This is a genomic window from Mycobacterium colombiense (genome assembly GCF_003284975.1).
In the GTDB taxonomy this organism is placed as follows: domain Bacteria; phylum Actinomycetota; class Actinomycetes; order Mycobacteriales; family Mycobacteriaceae; genus Mycobacterium; species Mycobacterium europaeum_A.
Genome location: NZ_QMEU01000005.1, coordinates 51,615 through 69,642, shown reverse-complemented (window position 1 = coordinate 69,642; position 18,028 = coordinate 51,615). Strand labels below are relative to the sequence as shown.

Sequence of the window (18,028 nt, the reverse complement as noted above, 5' to 3'; positions counted from 1 at the left end):
GCTAATCACGAGAATAGGTGTTCTCATCCACTGGCTCTGTCCTACAATTCGGCGCATGCCAAGGGAATCGGGCAGTTCGGTCGCCGCTATCGACCGATTCGACCGCATGGAGTCGGCCCTGGCGATCACTCAGTTGCCGAGCAGGTATGCGATGGCCCTCGATGCCCGTGATCTCGACGCATTGGTGGCGTTGTTCGTCGACGATGTCGACGCGGGCGCCGAGGGGCACGGCAGGGATGCGTTGAAGCGCTGGTATGACCGCGTGCTCCGGCGGTTCTACCGCAGCATCCACCTGATCTGCGGTCACCAGTTTGACTTCGTCGACGCCGATCATGCGACCGGAGCGATTTACTGCCGCGCCGAACACGAGGACGGCGACGGATGGTACGTGATCACCATGCGCTACGACGACGTCTATGAGCGCCGCGACGGCCAGTGGTGTTTCGTAAAGCGGCGGGAGCATCCCTGGTACTCCGTCGATGTGACGGAGCGCCCGGGGCCCGAATTCATGCGCTGGCCGACCGACGTCCAGTTGCGCGCGGCGATGCCTCAGCGGATGCCGACGTGGCGGGCCTTTTGGGCCGACGGGGATCCGGGACTTCCCGAACGCCTGTCGGCGTGCCCGTAGGGCCGTTCCTCCTGGCCCGCCTGCGGTTTACAAACTCATCGGAAACTGACATTCTCGGCAGATGTAAGCACGCGTTTCCGTCGTTGCTAGGCTGTCGGTACACCCGCACTCGTCCCACCGCGACCAATGGAGGCCGTCATTTCCGTCGACAAAGTACTCAGCGGCGTGCGCGTGCTGGAGGTAGCCGCGTGGACCTTCGTACCGTCGGCCGGTGCCGTGCTAGCGGAATGGGGTGCCGAGGTCATCAAGGTCGAGCCGCGTGAGGGCGGGGACCCGCAGCGTGGCCTCGTGACGATGGGCATCGTGGACGAGGGTGGTGGCACCGTCAACTACATGATCGAAATCCCGAATCGCGGGAAGAAGTCGATCGGCGTCGACCTGAGCACTCCCGGCGGCCACGACGTCATCCGCAAGCTCGCGGCCACCTGCGACGTGTTCCTCACTAGCTATCTGCCGGGCCGTCGCAAGAAGTTAGGCATCGACGTCGACGACATCAGGGCCGCCAATCCCAGCATCGTCTACGTGCGGGGGTCGGGCCACGGGCCGAAGGGACCCGATGCGGATAAACCCGGATACGACGGCGTCTCTTACTGGGCACGTGGCGGCATCGCCACCATGCTCACCGAGGACGCCGAGGAACCGGTGCGCTCACGGCCCGCCTTCGGCGACCTGCTCGGAGGAATGACGATCGCCGGCGGGATCGCGGCCGCGCTGTACCGAAAGGCGACGACTGGACAGGGATCGGTGGTGGATGTCTCCTTGCTGGGGCTGGCGGCCTGGAACCTCAGCCCCGATGTCGCCGTGAGCCAGATCCACGGCGGCAGCGCGGTCCCGAACTGGCGCCACGCCGATGCACCCAACCCATTGGTGGGGACCTACCGCACGAAAGACGAGCGCTACGTCCAGCTGATGATGTTGCAACTGGACCGGTTCTATGCCGAAGCAATGCACGTCATCGGCCTACCCGAACTGATCGACGACCCGCGATTCGGCGATGCGGCAACGCGTTTCGCCAACCGGGCGGAACTCATCGCGCTGATGGACGAAGCGTTTGCCCAACGTACACTCGCCGAATGGCGTGAAGCGCTCGCACACCTCTCCGGCGCCTGGGGCATTGTGCAGACGCCGGCGGAGCTGTGCCAGGACCCGGCGGTGACCGCGAACGGCTATGTCGCGAAGACCGAGACGATGAACGGTTCGCCGTACGCACTGCCTACCAACCCCGTTCAGTTCGACGAAACGGCCGTCACCCCTTCGGGGGCGCCCGAGCATGGCCAGCACACCGAGGAGGTGCTGATGGAAGCGGGCTTGGACTGGGACACCATCGAAGCCTACAAAGAGGCCGGAGCGATTCTGTGACTCCTACCCCGCCACAACAGGTCTCGGAAGGCCAGGTCGAATTCGATCCTTTCTCTGACGATTTTTTCAACGGGGCGTACGACACCTACCGACGCCTGCGCGACAATGCCCCCGTCTACTACAACCCGAAGTGGGATTTCTGGGCACTGACCCGCTACGATGACGTGGCGCCCGCTACCAAGGACCACGAAACCTATTCGTCGGCAAAGGGTGCGACGCTGGATATGGTGCAGGCGCACGACGACGCGATACCAGTGCCCAAAGTGATCATCTCGATGGATCCACCCGAGCACCAGAAGATGCGCAGGCTCGTGAGCAACGTATTCACTCCGCGCGCCATCGCGGCGTTGGAAGACATGGTGCGTGAGAAAGTCTACGAACGCGTCGACGCGCTCGACCCGTCGTCGTTCGACGTGGTGGCCGATTTCTCGGCGCTGTTCCCGAATGAGGTCATCACCACCATGCTCGGAGTGCCCAAGCAGGATCGCGACCAGATCCGCATTTGGCTGGATCTGCTTCTTGAACGCCACCCGGGTGGGATCGCCACCACCGCCGCAGGCCGGGAAGCCTCGATGAAAACCGGGCTCTACTATTACGACCTGGTGCAGCAGCGCCGCGCCGAACCCCGTGACGACATGATCAGCCGGCTCATCGAGACCGAGATCGAGCGGGACGGACAGGTGGAGAAGCTCACCGACGTCGATATCACCGGATTTGCGACCATGCTTGGGGGAGCCGGCGCCGAGACGGTGACGAAACTCGTCGGCAACGCCATGGTTGCCTTCGCTGACTTTCCGGATCAGTGGCACACGTTGCAGCAGGACCGCCGCAAGGTGCCCGCCGCCATCGAAGAATTGTTGCGCTATGAGGCGCCCTCGCAGTACCAGGTACGCACCGCCACCCGCGACGTGACCTTGCACGGCAGCACCATTCCCGCAGGCAGCGCCGTCCTGCTCGTCACGGGCTCGGCGACCCGCGACGAACGGATGTTCCCCGATCCCGACCGGCTGGACATCGACCGGGAACGCAGGATGGGCTTCAACCTCGCGTTCGGGTATGGCGTGCACAGTTGTTTGGGGGCAGCGCTGGCGAGGATGGAGAGCCGCATCGCGCTCGAGGCGCTGCTCGATCTCCTCCCTGACTATGAAGTCGACCGCAGCGGACTGCGGCGGGTGGCGATGGCCAATGTTTGTGGGTGGTCAAATGTGCCCGTGCGCAAGAAGCAAAGAGCATGAGCTCCGATCGAGTCGCCCTGCACCACAGGCTGGCCCATTCAAAATGGGAGACGTACGCTAGGGCCCCGGAAACGAAAAAGATCACTTACGGTGATGAGTGGATCTACGCGCCAGACGCCGTAATGATGTGCCCCCTGTTCAATGGCGGCGCCGATCACGTGATGGCCGACCTCGCCTCCGAAGAGGTTCTCGCGGCCATGCAACGCTACGCGCCCGACGGCGACATGCTTACCTGTGAATTCCGCATGTGGTGGAAGCACATGCCCGACTTTCGAATCGTCACCCCGTTCGACTGCAGGCCTGCCGATTGGGGGTTCGCAGTCCGCGACACCTACGCGGGAACGCTGGCCGACGGCACGGTGCTCCAGCTTCACGAATGGGATTACGTCTGGACCAACGACAAGGGCCAGATCACCCGGTGGGACTGGTTCGTCGACTCCCGGGAGTGGTACCCCTTCGTCGATCTCATCGGCCTCGACCGCGACAACCTGACGTATCAGGCCTACACCGTCAACTTCCTGCGCGAAGGCAGCGTTGTAGGTTGAGGTTTGGCGCCTTGACCGGCCGTCCAGAACTGATCCGTTCGCTGATGAGCGCATGGAGACGCTCGCGCAAGCCGTCCTTCGCTGCTTTGGTCACGAGTGTGGGCATAGTGAGATGCTTTTCACCACAACGCAACTCGCGACTGAGGTTCTGATCGTGCCGGGTTTGCGGCGCAATTTCGACCACAGCGCGCTCGCGCGTCGGCTGGCTGATTCGCGCAAGCGGGTCACTGGACAGGGCGCGTTCGTGATTGCCTGCTCACGACTGCGGGACCCGCCAAGGGATGACCAAGCACTCCGGGCGCCGCTTCTACGACTGCGGGTACCGAGTTGACCGCGGCCAGCGCTGTCACCGCGACACCGGGATTGACCCGATCCGAGGGCGATTGGTCGAAGTACAGCTCGACACACATGCTGGGTCGTCCCTGAACTCGGATGACCATGCCACCTTGGTCGTGCCTCGACGGCCTCGGCCATCGCTGCGGCCAGGGTGTGCAACTCACCGTTGCGAAATACTGCACCGCAACCACTGGCCGACCATCGATGACGCCGGCGAGCTGCCAACGGTGCGCGCAAATCATCCCTTCCGGGATCACACCGATCGCCGATTGCAGATCCGTTGGGGCAAGCAATGTTTCCCAGTCCAGCTCGACACCGTCGAGTTCTAGACCGAGGATGTCGGCGATGTAGCGGACGACGGTCTCCCAATCGTGGTTGACCTTGCCCGACGCTATCCGAGCGGGCACGTGCCCGTCCGGCTTGCCGAAGCCCATCGATTCGTGTAGGACATCCCAGATGGGATAGGACTTGTCCAGGTCGATCGCGTATTCGTCCATCCGATAGGACTCGACGGTTCCGGCACCGGCAAGCAGGGCGGTAGGTATGTTAAGACTCACGAAGCCCGGCTCTGCGCCGGTGGCATAGAAAGTCGAATTGCCTTTTGCTGCCGCGGCTTCGATGGCCGCACGCCACTGCGGCGGTGCCGCAGGCGGGTAGACCATCGGGATCGTCGAGATCGTCACAACGTTGATCCCCGCCTCGAGGTAAGTGACGATGTCGGCGACTGCGTCGTTCTCCCGCCGGACGGCGGTGGCACAGTAGGTGACGCAGTCCGGCGCGAGAGCCAGTACCGCATTGAGATTGTCGGTTGCCGAGATACCCACATCGTCGACGCCACACAGGCGACCCGCGTCGACTCCGGCCTTCTCGGCCGTGGACACTTTGACTCCGACGAGTTCAAGTGCCGGATCATCGATGACCGCCCGCAGTGCCTCCTTCCCGGTCAGTCCCGTACCTACGTGAACAACTCGATACTTTCTGGATTCCTCAGTCGCCATCGGTCGATCTCCTATGTGGCAGTAATGAATTCGTGATCGGCACAGTTCATTGCGCCACCGCACGCACGGGTACGCGTCCCCATCCGAATACATTCGGCATTTTGACCCGTTGCAGGCCCGCGATGTCTACCTCGAACTCGGGGATCAAGTCCAACAGGGCATCGATGGCAATGCGGCCCTCCATGCGCGCCAGCGCGGCGCCGAGACAGCTGTGTATTCCGTAGCCGAATCCCAGGTTGTGGCCGGAGTGCCGACGAGTGATGTCGAAGCGATCTGGATCGACGAACGCACGCTCATCCCTGGTGGCCGAGCCATTGATGAGCATCACCGGCTTGTGCTTGGGTATCACCGTGCCATGAAGTTCGACATCGACGTTGCTGAAACGAATGTCGTATTGCGATGGCCCCTCGTAACGCAGCAGCTCTTCGAATGCGGCGGGGATATGGCTACGGTCTAGCCTTAGTGCCTGCCATTGGTCCTGGTGCTGCGCAAACACCACAGCGGCGCTGGCGACCAACTTGGTCACCGTCTCGGCGCCCGCACCGCCGAGCAACGACGCAAAAGCCGAAATCTCCATGTCGTCGAGGCGGGTCATGGTGCCGTCATCGCGTTCGACCTCGACCTGGGTGAGCCGCGAAATCATGTCGTCTTGCGGGCTGGCGCGTTTCTCGACGACAAGGTCGTAGTAATACCTCCACATGGTCACCGCCGCCTCGCGGCCGTGCGGCGTCGTGCTGACGTTTCCCGGCTCGCGTTCCAGCAGCGCGTCGAGCCAGTGCCGGATCTGCTGGCGACCGTCCGGCGGCACTCCCAACATCGTGGTGATTATCTCGACAGGGAACAGCGCCGAGAAGTCCTCGACCATGTCGAATGACGTCACATCGATGGTTTGCGCGATTGAGTCGATCACCTCCCGGATCATCGGCTCGAGCTTGGCGATTGCGCGCGGGGTGAATACCTTGTTCACCAGTGACCGCATCCTGGTGTGCTGCGGAGGGTCCATCATGATGATCACCCCTCGCGGGATCATCGCGTCGGGATCGATGAAGTGGTCGAGGGTCACACCCTTTGTCGAGGAATACGTTTCGTGATCCCGCATTGCGCTCGCGACATCCTCATAGCGGGAAAGTGCCCAGAAGTCGTACTGCGTGCTGTGGTAGACCGGCGCCCGATCGCGGAGTTGGCGGTAAGTCTCGAACGGATCGTTGAAGAATTCATCCGAGAAGGGATCGAAGTGCACGGATTCCGCAGACGTGCCGCATTTCGCGCGGTCCTGGGTCATCTTATGCCCCGTCGCTTGACAGCTCGGCGAATCTCTTCAAGTAGGGCCATGCGATCGCGGGCGGGATCCCGCCGCATAACGGCGAGAGGTTGAACAACTCACCCGTCGCGATGCGCTGTCGCGCTTCGTCGACCGAGAGAATCACATGTGACGACGCATTGCGGAGCTCGTCGATGGTCGTGGCGGTGGTGATGTTGGCGGACACCCCGTTGTCGGGATTCCACTCCGAGTAGGACATTGCGTCGTGCAGCAGGTACTTGCCGATCTCGTCCCACGCCGCGTCGACGTCGTCGGCGACGAAACAGTTGGTCGCGGCGTCACGCTCGGGAATGAGAACGAAGCCGGGTTCGAATCCGTTGTCACGGCAGGTTTTTTCGTAGGCTTCCCGCATTCCGGGCACTCCGCCGTTGGCAAGCAACCCAAGACCGTTGCGTCCAGCACGCCGGGCGGCTGCCAGGCTGGCACCGCCCCAGCTCATCATGGGACCTTCCGGCGTGCGCGGTCGCGGCGTGACCTTCATCCGACGGCCGTCGCGTTGGACCTCTTCGCCGGCCAGCAAGCGTCGCAGCAACCCGAGCTTCTCGTCTGCCAGCCTGCCGCGGTCGGACATAGAGAGTCCGAAGTGAGCGTATTCCTCAGCGCGATAGCCGATTCCGAATACGTAGGTGGCTCGGCCCGCGCTGATGTGATCCAGCACGGCGATGTCCTCGGCAAGCCGCGCCGGATCGTAGAAGGGCAGCAGAATCGTCAGGGTCAGCATCAGCTGCCTCGTGCGAGCGGCAATGGCCGCGCCGAGCAGCAACGGCGACGGCAGATATCCGTCGTCTGCGCAGTGGTGCTCGCACAGCACGACGGCGTTACACCCACGTTGCTCGGCCCATGCCGACATCTCACTGGCCGCGGCGTACAACTCGGTGGGGGGCGCTCCGATGGCGGGCGCTCGCATGTCGAAGCGAAGGGTGAACATAGCCGCGTCTAACCCCGCTGCCGCACGTCGGAGCCCATGACCTCGGCACTTGCCTGCATGATCAGGCGAACCACTTCGTTGCGTGTCATGGACTTGAAAAGTTCAGACGCCATGCGAACGTCGTCGCCCGTGGCGATCGTCGGTCCGTCGCCGAGGTTGGCGAACGCCTCCTCTACCACGCTCGCCGCGCTCACCGCACCCGGAGGAATCTCGTCAAGAGACTTGAGTCGGCCGCGCTCGAACTCCAGTTGCCGCAGAGCCGGTGTGTCGGTCATGCCGAGGACCAGACTCAGGACATCGATGCCTTGGTCGTGCAACTCCGCCCACAGTCCCTCGGTGAAAACCAGGTCGAAGGCCTTGGTTCCACCGTATGCCACCATGTTTCGGCCACCGGCCAGTGCAGCACCCGACGTAAAGTTGACGATGCCGCCTCGTCCTCGCTCGACCATGAGGCCCGCGAAGTGGTGACACAACCGCATCAGCACCAGGCAGTTGCGTTGCAGCAACGCTTCGGCTGCCGATACCGGGTTGGCAAGGAATGGTTGGTAGTTCGGATCCCCGCCGGCGCAGTACACCAGCATGCCGATCTCGAGGTCTGCGGTGGCGTCGACAATAGACTGCGAAGCGTCGGCCGCGGTGAGATCGACGGCAAGCGTCCGGGTTTCGACACCGCTGCGCCTGTGAATCGTATCGGCCACCGTGTCGAGAAGGTGCCGGCGACGAGCGACCAGCGTGACGTTCACTCCTTCCTGCGCCAACCGCTCGGCGAACAATGCGCCGCATCCGTCGGACGCGCCGACGACCAGCGCCCACGGTCCGTATTTCTGTGCGATGTCACCCATGGGTGGCCGCCACTGCAGCAAGCCGAACAGAGGTGTAGGTACGACGGTTAATCCGCCAACCGTCCGGCGTCCGTACGGCGTGGTCGTCGTAGTAACCGACAGGATTCGCACCCGAGCCGTCCACCATCAGGATGAGAGCATCGACGTAGGTGCGCATCGTCGCGGTGTCGCCGTCGATCGCTATGGCCTGGTTGGTCATTCGATGGATCGTGTGCGCCGCACCGACGTGGGCCGCCTCCATAAACTGTGCAACCGCTGCGCCACCGGTCCACTGGCCCACCACACCGTAGTCGACGCGTGCCTCCTCGGTGAAAACTGTCGTGAGAAGCGAGTACTGGTGACTGTCGATTGCCGTCGCGTATCGGACCGTGAGGTCGAAAAGGTCGTCGTGGTCGGACATCAGCGGTCGCCGTTCGGGTGAATCACCACGCGGGGCGGCCCTTCGGACCGCCGCGCCGCCTCCAGCGCCGCGGGCACCTCGTCGAGACCGATGATCTTGCCGACGCTGGGCAGCGGGTCCAGCGTCCCCTCGACAACCGCATCCAGAACCCCGTACCAGTCCTGCGGTAACGGCCCTCCACCGAACTGCAGAGTGAGGCCGTTTCGGGTGGCTGCGGTGATGTCGAGGGTATCGCCGCTGTACCAGCCGCCCGCACAGTAAATCCGCGACGAGAACTCGGCCTCCGCGACAATCTTGTCGATGAGACCCGCCGCCCCAACACATTCGAACACCACCGCGGAGCCGGCCAAGTGGCGTTCGGCACGAACCTTGCGGAAGACCTCGAACACCGACTGCTGTGCTGGATCGACCAGAACGTGTGCGCCGAAACCGGATTGAGCCAGTTCGCGGCGATCGGCATTGAAGTCGGAGACGATGATCGGATCGACCCCGCGTGCGCTGAGCGCGGCGACCGCAGACAGCCCGATGGCACCCGCGCCAACGACGATCGGGATCTCGCCGGACTGCAGGTTCGAGGCGCGGACGTAGAACTCGCCGACCGCAAAGGCATCGACCACGGCGACGGCATCGCTGGACACCGAATCGCCTACCACCCTTGCCGTGGCTTCTGGTACGACGAGCAACTCACCGAAACTGCCCTGGGCCTCGGGGTGCTGTCCGATGATGCGGAGACCGCCGGCTCCGCCGTCCACCAACCGAATCGGCATCGACGTCACCCGGACTCCGATGGGAAACGCGTCGCTGCATCCAGGCCCATGGCCGATGACCTCACCCACGAACTCGTGACCCATGACGATGTCGCGGTCGGGGTCGTAGAGCGACCGGCCCGTCGGATCGTCGATCGCCAACTCCGGATGGTCCATGTAGTGCACGTCGGACGCGCAGATCGCGGTGCTGAGGGTCTTGAGGAGCAAATCGCCTTGCCCGGGAACGGGATCGGCGGTCTCGCGAACCGTCAGCTCACCGCCTCGCAGCACTACGGCACGCAGGGCACTCACATCCTCGGCGAGTAATCTCTATTATTAGAGGATAATTTATCTGAATACTGAGTCGACCGTAGAATGCGGCGCGAGGGGAGTCAAGATGCGCGGAGTCACTTCAGCACCGGCCGGGCGTGTCCTCGACGTCGTTGAATTGCTCAGCCAGGCGGAAAGCGGCGGGCACCGCTTCTCCGACGTCGCTCGCGAACTCGGCCTTTCTCAGGCCACCGCACACTCCATACTCAAGACTCTGTGCGACCGCGGTTGGGCGATTAGGGATCCCATTTCCAAGAAGTTCGACCTTGGCCCCACTGTGGCCCTCATTGCGGAGCGGTTCCAAGCGGCGCGCCCACTTCTGGCCGTCGCTCGCGAAGCCATCCACCGTCTCGCAGAGATAACCGGTGCGGCGACCTCGGTAGTCGAGCGCACTGGAGATGAACTGGTGATTACCGCGTTCGAAACCCCCGACGGGTCTACCAAACCGGTCGCTCCGCTCGAGCGGATCCCCTATGCGCCGCCGTTCGGGATTGCTTGCGCCGCTTGGGATATCCCTAGCGAACAAGAATTGTGGATTCAGCGCGGCGCGGCAGGAGACGCGTCGTTGGCAGAACGCCTTCGCGCAGTGTTGGCTCAGACGCGAGAGCGCGGTTATGACGTCGATTGGATGACCCCGGCGCTGGCGCAGGCGGCCCATGCGATCGAAACGTTGTCCACCGAGACAGTGCCCCACAATGTGCGCTCCGTCATCGACCAACTGCGGGTCGAATTCATCTCGGCGAACCTGCTATCCGGCGACAGCGCACGCGACGCGCTCTCGGTTGCCACTATCTCGGCACCCGTCCTGGACGAGAAAGGCCATGTGCGACTCATTCTCGGATTCCACCCGCTACGCGTTATGGCGATGAGCGAAATCCATGCTGCGGCGGAACCGCTGCTGCGCGAGATCGCCCGAGTGGGAGGCCACAGAGCGCCATGAGGTGGGCAGGCGGAGTCTGAACCGTTCTGGGTTTGATGCCGGCTTCATGCTTAAGACGTCTCCCGCGGGGACGCGGATGTGAGCGGTGACCCCGCTTGACGCTGCCACACGTCTCGCGAAATTCTCGTAGCTTGTGGGCTTGCGGCTCAAGAGCTTTGGCAGGTCAGCCATGTTGCCGGGAGGCTTGGCCGGTCCGGCGGATCGCCCCGGAGACACCGCGGTCACTCTCCGCGCCACCCTGAAGTGCTACCTCGACACCGAACGCAGCCTGTGCGCTGCGGCCGACAGGTTGCATGTCGCGGGAAAACTCGCCTACCGCGTGCAACGCGCCGAGCAACTGCGCGGCCGGCCGATCGACGGCCGCCGCATGCAGCTCTAGGCCGCCCTCACGCTCGCCGAGGAACACGGAGACCGTCTTAGGTGAGCTATCCGCTGCTACCTCTTGTGTCGGTCATGAACAAATCCCCGCACGACATAAGGGCGGACGAAGCCGGCCACCGCATTGTCATCGCTTACGTCGATGTAGGGTGATGGAGTTGTGAACAGCGACAACAATATCCGCGCGAACCACTCGGCTGCGGAATGGATGTCAAGGTCACTGCGGACCTCACCGGTCCGCCTCGCTGCCGAGATGTAGGGTGCTAAGAACTCGCTGCAGTCTCGCAATATTGGCACTGCGCTTCTGGTTGACATCCGGTCGATGAGTTCTTGGTCGAAGTACAATTCGGGTTCTACCAGCCGACGGGCCTGGGCGACGAAAACGCCTGCCCGGACCAGCTTTTGCTCGAGGGTGTTGCCGCCGTCACGCTCGATCGCCCTGGCCAGCTTGCGATAAAAGCTCTGCGACGCCGCCTCTGCGCAAGCCTCGACGATCGCCTCTTTGTCCCCGAAGTACTCGTAGAAGGTACTCCTGGACACCTCCGCGGCCCGAGCGATGTCGACGATCGTCGTCTTGCGCAGTCCTTGCGTGCGGAAACAGGCAAAGGCAGCCGAGATAAGCACCGCACGCGTATCGACTGCGGTTGCATGCGTCACCCGGGTGCCTGGCGTTCCATGCTCAGCGATCGGGCGCGAGAATCAAACCGCTCGTCGGTACCCCCGTGCCCGACGTGACCAGCACGTGTTCGACGTTGTCGACCTGGTTATAGGACGTGCCGCGCACCTGACGTACGCCCTCGGTGATGCCGTTCATGCCGTGGATGTAGGCCTCGCCGAGCAGTCCACCGTTCGTGTTGATCGGCATGCGGCCGCCGAGAGACAACTCGTCGACCGAGACAAAGTCCTTGGCCTCGCCTCGACCACAGAATCCCAGTTCCTCGAGCTGGGTGAAGACGAAGGGCGTGAAGTGGTCGTACAGGAACGCCGTCGAAATATCCTGCGGCTTAAGGCCGGAATCCCGCCACAGCTTGTCACCGACGACACTCATTTCGGGCAGGCCAGTGATGTCCTCGCGGTAGTAACTCGTCATCACCTCGCCGTCGTAGGCGGCACCCTGCGCAGCGGCCGTGACCACCGCGGGCGGCTTGGCCAGGTCTCGCGCCCTCTCAACGCTGGTCACCACCATCGCAACCCCCCCATCGCTCTCCTGACAGCAGTCGAGCAGCCTGAGCACCGGCTCGATGATCCACCGCGATTGCTGGTGCTGCTCAAGAGTTATCGGCTTCTCGTAGAACCAGGCATCCGGGTTCTTCGCGGCGTGCTTGCGGTCGATCACGGAAATCTTGCCGAAATCGGCATTGGTGACGCCGTAGGTCGTCATGTACCGCTGTGCGTGCAACGCCACCCAGGCGGCGGGCGTCATGAAGCCGAACGGGGCATAGGGCGCCATCCACAACGGGGTCACGCCCGGCTGGCGGCCGGCGCCCCCGAAGCGGAAGCCGGAGCGCTCGTTGAACGCGCGATAGCACACCACCGCCTCCGCAACGCCGGTCGCGACCGCCATCGCGGCCTGCAGCACCGTCCCCGCGGCCGCGCCGCCACCGTGCGGAACCCTGGTGAAGAACGTCAGATCCCCGATCCCGACATTACGTGCGACCTCGATCTCTTCGTTCTCGTCGACGCTGAACGTGACCATGCCGTCAATGTCGGCGGGTCGCAGCCCGGCGTCATCGATTGCCGCTTTGACGGCCTCGCAGGCGAGCTGCATCTCGGTCCGGCCGGATTCCTTGGAGAATTCGGTCTGCCCGATCCCGACGAGGGCGGCCTTGCCGCCGATACCGCGCGAGCCGTCGGTCATGCGTCCACACCCTGCAGGAGGCTGAGCACTGCGGTGCCGGAAACGTGGTCGCCGAGGCTGTTGCTGCCTTTGAATGTGACTTCGACAAATCCTTCGCCGTCGGTCGAGGATTTGTCCGTGACGGACCCGGTGAACCGCAGCGGGTCATTGGGGTACGCCGGCACGCCCAGCCGAATGGAGAGCTTCTTGATCAACGCCTCAGGGCCTGCCCAGTCATGTAGGAACTTCACGCACAGCCCATTGGTCGTCAGGATGTTCAAGAAGATGTCTTTGGATCCTTGCGAGTTGGCGAAGTCACGGTCGTGGTGGACCGGCATGTAGTCACGAGATGCGATGGCTCCGGCGACGATCAGTGTGGTGGTGACCGGCACGTCCATCGGGGTGACTTCGTCACCGACGTTGATGGAGTTCCACGCCAATGTCGTGGTGCGGTCGACGGTGGAGGTCATTTGCTTCCTTCCGGGTAGGTGGCACCGAGCCGGGCGAGTTGTTGGGGGGCGGAGCCGAGGGAGAGCTCGATCTGCTTGGCCCACAGGAAATATCGATGGAGTGGATAGGTGATGTCGATGCCCATCCCGCCGTGCACTTGCTGGGCCGATGCGGCGACCCGAGATCCGGCCTCGGCGGCCCAGAACTTCGCGATGGCCGCTTCGCGGTCGGCGGGCCGGCCCTCGGCGATCAGCCAGGCTGCGTGCCAGGTGGTCCAGCGGATCGCCTCGACGTCGATGAAGGCGTCGGCAAGCCGCTGCTGCACCGCCTGGAATGAGCCGATCGGCCTGCCGAATTGCTCGCGCTCGCTGGTGTAGGACGCGGCGATCTTCAGGGCTCGTTCGGCCACGCCGACCTGCATCGCGCACAGCCCGACGAGCGCCCTGGTATACAGCGAACCGACTGCGTCCGCGCCGCCCGTGCTGTTGAGCCGGTGTCCGGCGGCGCCGCTGAGTTGGACGTCCGCGTAGGGTTCACCGTTGGTGGTAGCCGCCGGCGTGACGGTCACGGCCGCCTTGTCGACCACGAACAGTCCCGGGCCGTCGTCGGTCAGTGCCGAGACCACTACAGCGTCGGCGAGCTGGGCCGCGGGTACGAGTTCTTTTGTACCGTCGAGGATCCAGGCGTCACCATCTGTGCGTGCGGTCGTGCGCGGCCTGGTCGGATCCGAGTTACCGGGTTCGGCGAGTGCGGCGGTCAGGATCGCACTGCCGTCCACGACTTTCGGCAGGTAGCGCTGCTGAATCGCCGAATCGCCGTGCCGTGCAATGGTATCCGCGCCGAGCAGGAGGGTTGCGTACGCGGGGACTGGCGCAACGCTGTAGCCGACCTCGGCTAGTAGCACGCCGAGCTCAAGGAAGCCGCCGCCACTGCCGCCAACGGACTCGGGGAGCGCGATGCCCAGCAGGTCCGAGGAGGCCAACTCGCGCCACAGGGCTTCGTCGAAGCGAACCTCGCCTGATTCCAGGTCGGTAAGATGTTCGGGGGTCGCGCGGTGCTCGAAGAGCTGGCGGGCCACCTTCCCGACGGTCTCTTGTTCTTCGGTGAAGGAAAAGTCCATGATCGCGTCATGCCTCGTTCGTCAGCGTGCGGGCCGGAACTGGTGCAGCACCAGCTCCTCGCCGCTCGGGATGGCTTCGAATTTTTCGTAGAAGACCTCGACCGGCAGCCCGACCTCGATCGCCGTGGGCTCGATGTCGCACAGGTTCGAGACCATGCGCACGCCTTCGTCGAGTTCAATCAGGGCCACCACGTATGGGTATTGAAGGAAGGGCAGCGGCGGATACTGCGGCATGATGAAGCTGTAAACGACGCCACGCCCGGTCGATTCGATGGAATCCCACCTGAGCGATTGACAGTGACCACACATCGGGCGGGGCGGCACGCGCAATGTCTTGCAGTCCGTGCACCGCTGGATCAGCAACTTGTGGTCCTTCAGGCCCGACCAGAAAAACTCGGTGTCCGGACTTATCGACGGAGCGAGTCTGGTGGCCATCAGTCCCCAACCGTTCCGGCGGGGGCCCCACCCGTCTTGAATCGCAGCGTGCGGAATCGCTGGCGACCTATCACGTCACCGTGCTGGTCGCGGTAGGTCGTGATCCAGGTGACGAAATAGCCCTTACCCATCGCCGTCTTCTTCTCGTCGGAGATCGTCTCGAAAACAGTCTCGGCGGTGATGTCGTCACCGACGCGCGGATATCGCTCGATCTCAAACTCGGAATTGGTGGCGACCGTGCCCGTGTAGCCGGCATCGGTGAGGAACTGCAGCGGATTCTCCTTGAGCTCGACGGGGACTCCGCCGCGCTCATGGATGCCGACAAGCTTGGGTGGCGCCATCGTCCATGACTGCAGCATCACCGGCGGCGAGACGAGGCCACCGTGGCGGGAGGAGGCGGCAAACTCTGGATCTAGATATGCAGGGTTCAGATCGTCCAAGGCGTACGCCCAGTGCCGAATCATCGCCGCGTTCACGGGATCCGGCGCCTTGACCGGTTGTCCGGAACTGATCGGTTGGCCGATGAGCGCATCAAGGCGCTCGCGCAGTGGGTCCTTCGTAGTCTCGGTCACGGCTATGCACCTTCCTCTTAGGATGCGCCGGCCCGCATGTCCCGGGGTGCGCGCGGCATCCCCAGACCGGCCATTGCGATGATGTCGCGTTGAAGCTCGTTGGCCCCGCCGCCGAATGTGTTGATGACCGCCATGCGGTACGCGCTCTCCAGCTCGCCCTTGAGCGGTGCAGCGGAGTCCTTACGCACCCCGGCTTGTCCCACGACTTCGAGGAGTTCGCGCGCGACCTGCTGGGTGAGTTCGGTACCGAAAACCTTTGCGGCGGATGCCTCAGCCATGCCGAGCGCCCCGCCGCTCATCGTTGCGTTCACCCGCAGGTTCAGCAGCCGGTAGGCGGCGACCTGCGCCTCCACCCGTGCTAGCGCCTGCTGCACCCAGGGCTGGTCGATGACCAGGCCGTCGTCGAGCTGAGTCGTCGCGGCCCAGTTGAGCGTCTTGCTGAACAACGGCTCCAAGGCTCCGAGATTGCCCAGGGCGGCGCGTTCCAGGTTGAGCTGATTCGTCACCAGCGTCCAACCCTGGTTCTCGCCGAGCACTATGGCGCTCTCGGGTACCCGGACGTCGTCGTAGAAGGTGTAGTAGGTGGACACGCCGGGCATGGTGTGCAGCGGCTTCCAGGAGAACCCTGGTGCAGAGGTCGGCACGATGAACAGGGTGATTCCCTTGTGCTTCTTGGCATTCGGATCGGTTCGCGCCGCCAACCAGATGTAGTCGGCGAATTCGGCGCCGCTGGTGAACATCTTCGACCCGTTGATCACGAATTCGTCGCCGTCGCGAACCGCCGTGGTCCGCAGGGACGCAAGGTCGCTGCCTGCCCCGGGCTCCGAATAGCCGATCGCAAAGTCAACAGTGCCCTTGAGAATCGCGGGAAGGAACTTAGATTTCTGCTCCTCGGTGCCGTACTGAATGAGCGTGGGGCCGACCGTGTTCAGGGTGATCATCGGCAACGGCGCGTTGACCCGGCGCGCCTCTTCCGAGAAGATGTACTGCTCGAGCGCTGTCAGTCCGCCGCCGCCGTATTCGACCGGCCAGGCGACGCCGAGCAGGCCGGCTTCGCCGAGCGCTCGGCGGCATTCGGCGATCGCGGAGCCTCCCTCGAGGAGGCTGGCAACGGCGGCGCGGCGCTCCGGGGTCATCACAGCCTCGAGGCGGGTTCGGTAGTCCTTCCGGAGCTGTTCTTGTTCGGGTGTGTAGTCGAAGTCCATCAGCTGCTCGTTCCGAGTCGTACGGGCATGCTCTTGACGCCAGGCGTCATGGTGGCGCGCAGCCTTGTTACATCCCCGGTGAGTTCGATCGTGGGATACGTTCCCAACAGCACCTCGAAGAACACCCGCGCCTCCAGCCGGGCCAGTTGCGCACCTAGACAAGCATGCTCACCGGCACCGAATGCTATGTGCGGGTTGGGGTTACGCGTGATGTCGAACTCTTCGCTGGTGGGGCCAAAGATCTCTTCGTCGCGGTTGGCGGCGCCGTAGAGCATCACCACGGTGTCACCGGCCTTGATCTGTTGGCCGCGGATCTCCACGTCCACGGTGGCGCACCGGGCCATGTGGGTAACCGGGCTGGTGAATCGCAGCATTTCCTCGATGGCGCACGGAAGCAGCGTCGGGTCCGATCGCAGCAGCGCGAATTGATCGGGATGATCGATCAACGCCAACGTGCCCAGTGCGATGAGATTGCGGGTGGTCTCGTTGCCGGCGACTAATAACAGAAACGAGAAGTTCAGCAGGTCCTCATCGCTGAGTTGTTCGCCGTCGACCTCGGCCGCCGCCAAAATGCTCAGCAAGTCGTCCTGCCCACTGACCTCACCGGAACGGCGCGCTGCGATGAGCTTAGTGAAGTACTCGTACAGCTCACCGAGTGCGACGAGGTGATCCATCTCGATTTCCGGATCGGCGGTTCCCACCGCCGCGTCGGACCACGTCCGAAACTTTTCCCAATCCTCGGTCGGGGCGCCCAACATCTCCGCGATCATGCGGGTTGGGAGGGGCGACGCAATGTCCTCGGCGAATTGCTGGGTCTTCGTCGGGTCGATGTTGTCCACTATGCCCCGCACGATCTCGCGTACCTTCGGTTCCAGCAACTGCACCTGGCGGCGGGTGAAGCCGGAGTTGATGAGCTTGCGAAGCTGCCGGTGACGCGGCGGATCGGTGAAGATCAGGTTTCCCTCCTGAACGGGTTCGGGCTGCGCGGGATCCGGGATCGAGATGCCCTTCGTCGAGGAGAAAGTCAACGGGTGGCCCGAGACGAAGCGGATGTCCTCGTACTTCAACAGCGCCCAGAAGTTCGTGACGTCATTCCACACAACCGGCGTTGTGTTCCGAAGTTCCCGATAGGTCGGGTAGGGATCACCGGCGTAGAAGTCCGGTGAATGCAAAGGAACAGTAGTAGTGGGCACCGCATGCCTTCCTCGACATTGAGAGCTGCCCGGACAAATAGTATAAGAATGTCCGTTTCCAAGGTGTCTACAGTAGAGCTGTCGCGTATGTCAAACACCGCCTATTTGCCCGAATTTACGGCTAATTGCCCGTTGACGGCGTCTCGGCGGACGTGTACACACAGTCAGAGTATGTATGTTTTGGCTACCTCGCCGCGCCGCGCCGCGATCAAGCAGTCAGGAAGGTAGGC

General features: G+C 63.4%; 20 protein-coding genes. 6 read left to right on the top strand and 14 right to left on the bottom strand.

Going from position 1 to position 18,028, the window contains the following annotated elements:
• The first annotated feature begins 106 nt into the window (after positions 1 to 106).
• The 4 genes from DQP58_RS03545 to DQP58_RS03530 all read left to right on the top strand — a co-directional run bounded on the left by DQP58_RS03545 (position 107) and on the right by DQP58_RS03530 (position 3,767).
• Positions 107 to 628 (top strand): nuclear transport factor 2 family protein, encoded by a 522-nt coding sequence (locus DQP58_RS03545; protein ID WP_112707122.1) that lies wholly within the window; start codon positions 107 to 109, stop codon positions 626 to 628.
• A 126-nt stretch (positions 629 to 754) separates the two neighbouring features.
• A complete protein-coding gene (locus DQP58_RS03540) occupies positions 755 to 1,987 on the top strand; it encodes a CaiB/BaiF CoA transferase family protein (RefSeq protein WP_112707121.1) in 1,233 nt (410 codons plus the stop codon).
• Positions 1,984 to 3,222, top strand: a complete 1,239-nt coding sequence (locus DQP58_RS03535; protein WP_112707120.1) for a cytochrome P450 — start codon at positions 1,984 to 1,986, stop codon at positions 3,220 to 3,222. The genes DQP58_RS03540 and DQP58_RS03535 overlap by 4 nt, the downstream gene beginning before the upstream one ends.
• A 122-nt stretch (positions 3,223 to 3,344) precedes the next feature.
• The gene (locus DQP58_RS03530) at positions 3,345 to 3,767 is read left to right on the top strand and encodes a hypothetical protein (RefSeq protein WP_240629555.1); all 423 of its coding nucleotides are present in this window, start codon (positions 3,345 to 3,347) and stop codon (positions 3,765 to 3,767) included.
• A gap of 224 nt (positions 3,768 to 3,991) precedes the next feature.
• On the opposite strand, the gene DQP58_RS03525 is transcribed toward DQP58_RS03530, so the two are convergent.
• From DQP58_RS03525 to DQP58_RS03500, 6 genes are all read right to left on the bottom strand, one after another.
• Positions 3,992 to 4,921 (bottom strand): dihydrodipicolinate reductase, encoded by a 930-nt coding sequence (locus tag DQP58_RS03525; protein WP_112707179.1) that lies wholly within the window; start codon positions 4,919 to 4,921, stop codon positions 3,992 to 3,994.
• Positions 4,922 to 5,147: 226 nt separating this feature from the next.
• Positions 5,148 to 6,383, bottom strand: coding sequence for a cytochrome P450 (locus DQP58_RS03520; RefSeq protein ID WP_112707118.1), 1,236 nt, complete (start codon positions 6,381 to 6,383; stop codon positions 5,148 to 5,150).
• 1 nt (position 6,384) lies between these two features.
• Positions 6,385 to 7,350 (bottom strand): LLM class flavin-dependent oxidoreductase, encoded by a 966-nt coding sequence (locus DQP58_RS03515; protein ID WP_112707117.1) that lies wholly within the window; start codon positions 7,348 to 7,350, stop codon positions 6,385 to 6,387.
• Between the two features lie 8 nt (positions 7,351 to 7,358).
• Positions 7,359 to 8,192 (bottom strand): SDR family NAD(P)-dependent oxidoreductase, encoded by an 834-nt coding sequence (locus DQP58_RS03510; RefSeq protein WP_112707116.1) that lies wholly within the window; start codon positions 8,190 to 8,192, stop codon positions 7,359 to 7,361.
• Positions 8,185 to 8,592, bottom strand: a complete 408-nt coding sequence (locus DQP58_RS03505) for a nuclear transport factor 2 family protein (RefSeq protein WP_112707115.1) — start codon at positions 8,590 to 8,592, stop codon at positions 8,185 to 8,187. The genes DQP58_RS03510 and DQP58_RS03505 overlap by 8 nt, the downstream gene beginning before the upstream one ends.
• On the bottom strand, positions 8,592 to 9,641 hold the full coding sequence (locus DQP58_RS03500; RefSeq protein WP_112707178.1) for a zinc-binding dehydrogenase: 1,050 nt from the start codon (positions 9,639 to 9,641) through the stop codon (positions 8,592 to 8,594). The genes DQP58_RS03505 and DQP58_RS03500 overlap by 1 nt, the downstream gene beginning before the upstream one ends.
• A 94-nt stretch (positions 9,642 to 9,735) precedes the next feature.
• Here DQP58_RS03500 and DQP58_RS03495 point away from each other — a divergent pair, with 94 nt between their 5' ends.
• Positions 9,736 to 10,608: a helix-turn-helix domain-containing protein gene (locus DQP58_RS03495; protein ID WP_112707114.1), complete on the top strand. Its 873-nt coding sequence runs from the start codon at positions 9,736 to 9,738 to the stop codon at positions 10,606 to 10,608.
• Between the two features lie 169 nt (positions 10,609 to 10,777).
• The gene (locus DQP58_RS03485; protein WP_112707113.1) at positions 10,778 to 10,987 is read left to right on the top strand and encodes a helix-turn-helix domain-containing protein; all 210 of its coding nucleotides are present in this window, start codon (positions 10,778 to 10,780) and stop codon (positions 10,985 to 10,987) included.
• Between the two features lie 56 nt (positions 10,988 to 11,043).
• On the opposite strand, the gene DQP58_RS03480 is transcribed toward DQP58_RS03485, so the two are convergent.
• The 8 genes from DQP58_RS03480 to DQP58_RS03445 are packed head-to-tail and all read right to left on the bottom strand — an operon-like array spanning position 11,044 to position 17,777.
• Positions 11,044 to 11,643, bottom strand: coding sequence for a TetR/AcrR family transcriptional regulator (locus DQP58_RS03480; protein WP_112707112.1), 600 nt, complete (start codon positions 11,641 to 11,643; stop codon positions 11,044 to 11,046).
• 22 nt (positions 11,644 to 11,665) lie between these two features.
• Entirely contained in the window at positions 11,666 to 12,844 is a 1,179-nt protein-coding gene (locus DQP58_RS03475) for a lipid-transfer protein (protein WP_112707111.1), read from the bottom strand.
• The gene (locus DQP58_RS03470) at positions 12,841 to 13,293 is read right to left on the bottom strand and encodes a MaoC family dehydratase (RefSeq protein ID WP_112707110.1); all 453 of its coding nucleotides are present in this window, start codon (positions 13,291 to 13,293) and stop codon (positions 12,841 to 12,843) included. Before DQP58_RS03470 ends, DQP58_RS03475 begins: the two co-directional genes overlap by 4 nt.
• Positions 13,290 to 14,393, bottom strand: a complete 1,104-nt coding sequence (locus DQP58_RS03465; protein WP_112707109.1) for an acyl-CoA dehydrogenase family protein — start codon at positions 14,391 to 14,393, stop codon at positions 13,290 to 13,292. Before DQP58_RS03465 ends, DQP58_RS03470 begins: the two co-directional genes overlap by 4 nt.
• Before the next feature lie 21 nt (positions 14,394 to 14,414).
• On the bottom strand, positions 14,415 to 14,828 hold the full coding sequence (locus DQP58_RS03460) for a Zn-ribbon domain-containing OB-fold protein (protein ID WP_112707108.1): 414 nt from the start codon (positions 14,826 to 14,828) through the stop codon (positions 14,415 to 14,417).
• Complete coding sequence (locus DQP58_RS03455; protein ID WP_112707107.1) at positions 14,828 to 15,400, bottom strand: FAS1-like dehydratase domain-containing protein; 573 nt, start codon at positions 15,398 to 15,400, stop codon at positions 14,828 to 14,830. The genes DQP58_RS03460 and DQP58_RS03455 overlap by 1 nt, the downstream gene beginning before the upstream one ends.
• A gap of 17 nt (positions 15,401 to 15,417) precedes the next feature.
• Positions 15,418 to 16,605, bottom strand: a complete 1,188-nt coding sequence (locus DQP58_RS03450) for an acyl-CoA dehydrogenase family protein (protein WP_112707106.1) — start codon at positions 16,603 to 16,605, stop codon at positions 15,418 to 15,420.
• Positions 16,605 to 17,777: a cytochrome P450 gene (locus DQP58_RS03445; RefSeq protein ID WP_112707105.1), complete on the bottom strand. Its 1,173-nt coding sequence runs from the start codon at positions 17,775 to 17,777 to the stop codon at positions 16,605 to 16,607. The genes DQP58_RS03450 and DQP58_RS03445 overlap by 1 nt, the downstream gene beginning before the upstream one ends.
• Positions 17,778 to 18,028 lie beyond the last annotated feature (251 nt).

Coding starts and splice junctions, on each gene's coding strand:
- DQP58_RS03545 (WP_112707122.1), top strand. CDS start 107: ATGGAGTCGGCCCTGGCGATCACTCAGTTGCCGAGCAGGTATGCGATG.
- DQP58_RS03540 (WP_112707121.1), top strand. CDS start 755: ATGGAGGCCGTCATTTCCGTCGACAAAGTACTCAGCGGCGTGCGCGTG.
- DQP58_RS03530 (WP_240629555.1), top strand. CDS start 3,345: ATGATGTGCCCCCTGTTCAATGGCGGCGCCGATCACGTGATGGCCGAC.
- DQP58_RS03520 (WP_112707118.1), bottom strand. CDS start 6,383: ATGACCCAGGACCGCGCGAAATGCGGCACGTCTGCGGAATCCGTGCAC.
- DQP58_RS03515 (WP_112707117.1), bottom strand. CDS start 7,350: ATGTTCACCCTTCGCTTCGACATGCGAGCGCCCGCCATCGGAGCGCCC.
- DQP58_RS03510 (WP_112707116.1), bottom strand. CDS start 8,192: ATGGGTGACATCGCACAGAAATACGGACCGTGGGCGCTGGTCGTCGGC.
- DQP58_RS03505 (WP_112707115.1), bottom strand. CDS start 8,592: ATGTCCGACCACGACGACCTTTTCGACCTCACGGTCCGATACGCGACG.
- DQP58_RS03495 (WP_112707114.1), top strand. CDS start 9,736: ATGCGCGGAGTCACTTCAGCACCGGCCGGGCGTGTCCTCGACGTCGTT.
- DQP58_RS03485 (WP_112707113.1), top strand. CDS start 10,778: ATGTTGCCGGGAGGCTTGGCCGGTCCGGCGGATCGCCCCGGAGACACC.
- DQP58_RS03475 (WP_112707111.1), bottom strand. CDS start 12,844: ATGACCGACGGCTCGCGCGGTATCGGCGGCAAGGCCGCCCTCGTCGGG.
- DQP58_RS03470 (WP_112707110.1), bottom strand. CDS start 13,293: ATGACCTCCACCGTCGACCGCACCACGACATTGGCGTGGAACTCCATC.
- DQP58_RS03465 (WP_112707109.1), bottom strand. CDS start 14,393: ATGGACTTTTCCTTCACCGAAGAACAAGAGACCGTCGGGAAGGTGGCC.
- DQP58_RS03460 (WP_112707108.1), bottom strand. CDS start 14,828: ATGGCCACCAGACTCGCTCCGTCGATAAGTCCGGACACCGAGTTTTTC.
- DQP58_RS03450 (WP_112707106.1), bottom strand. CDS start 16,605: ATGGACTTCGACTACACACCCGAACAAGAACAGCTCCGGAAGGACTAC.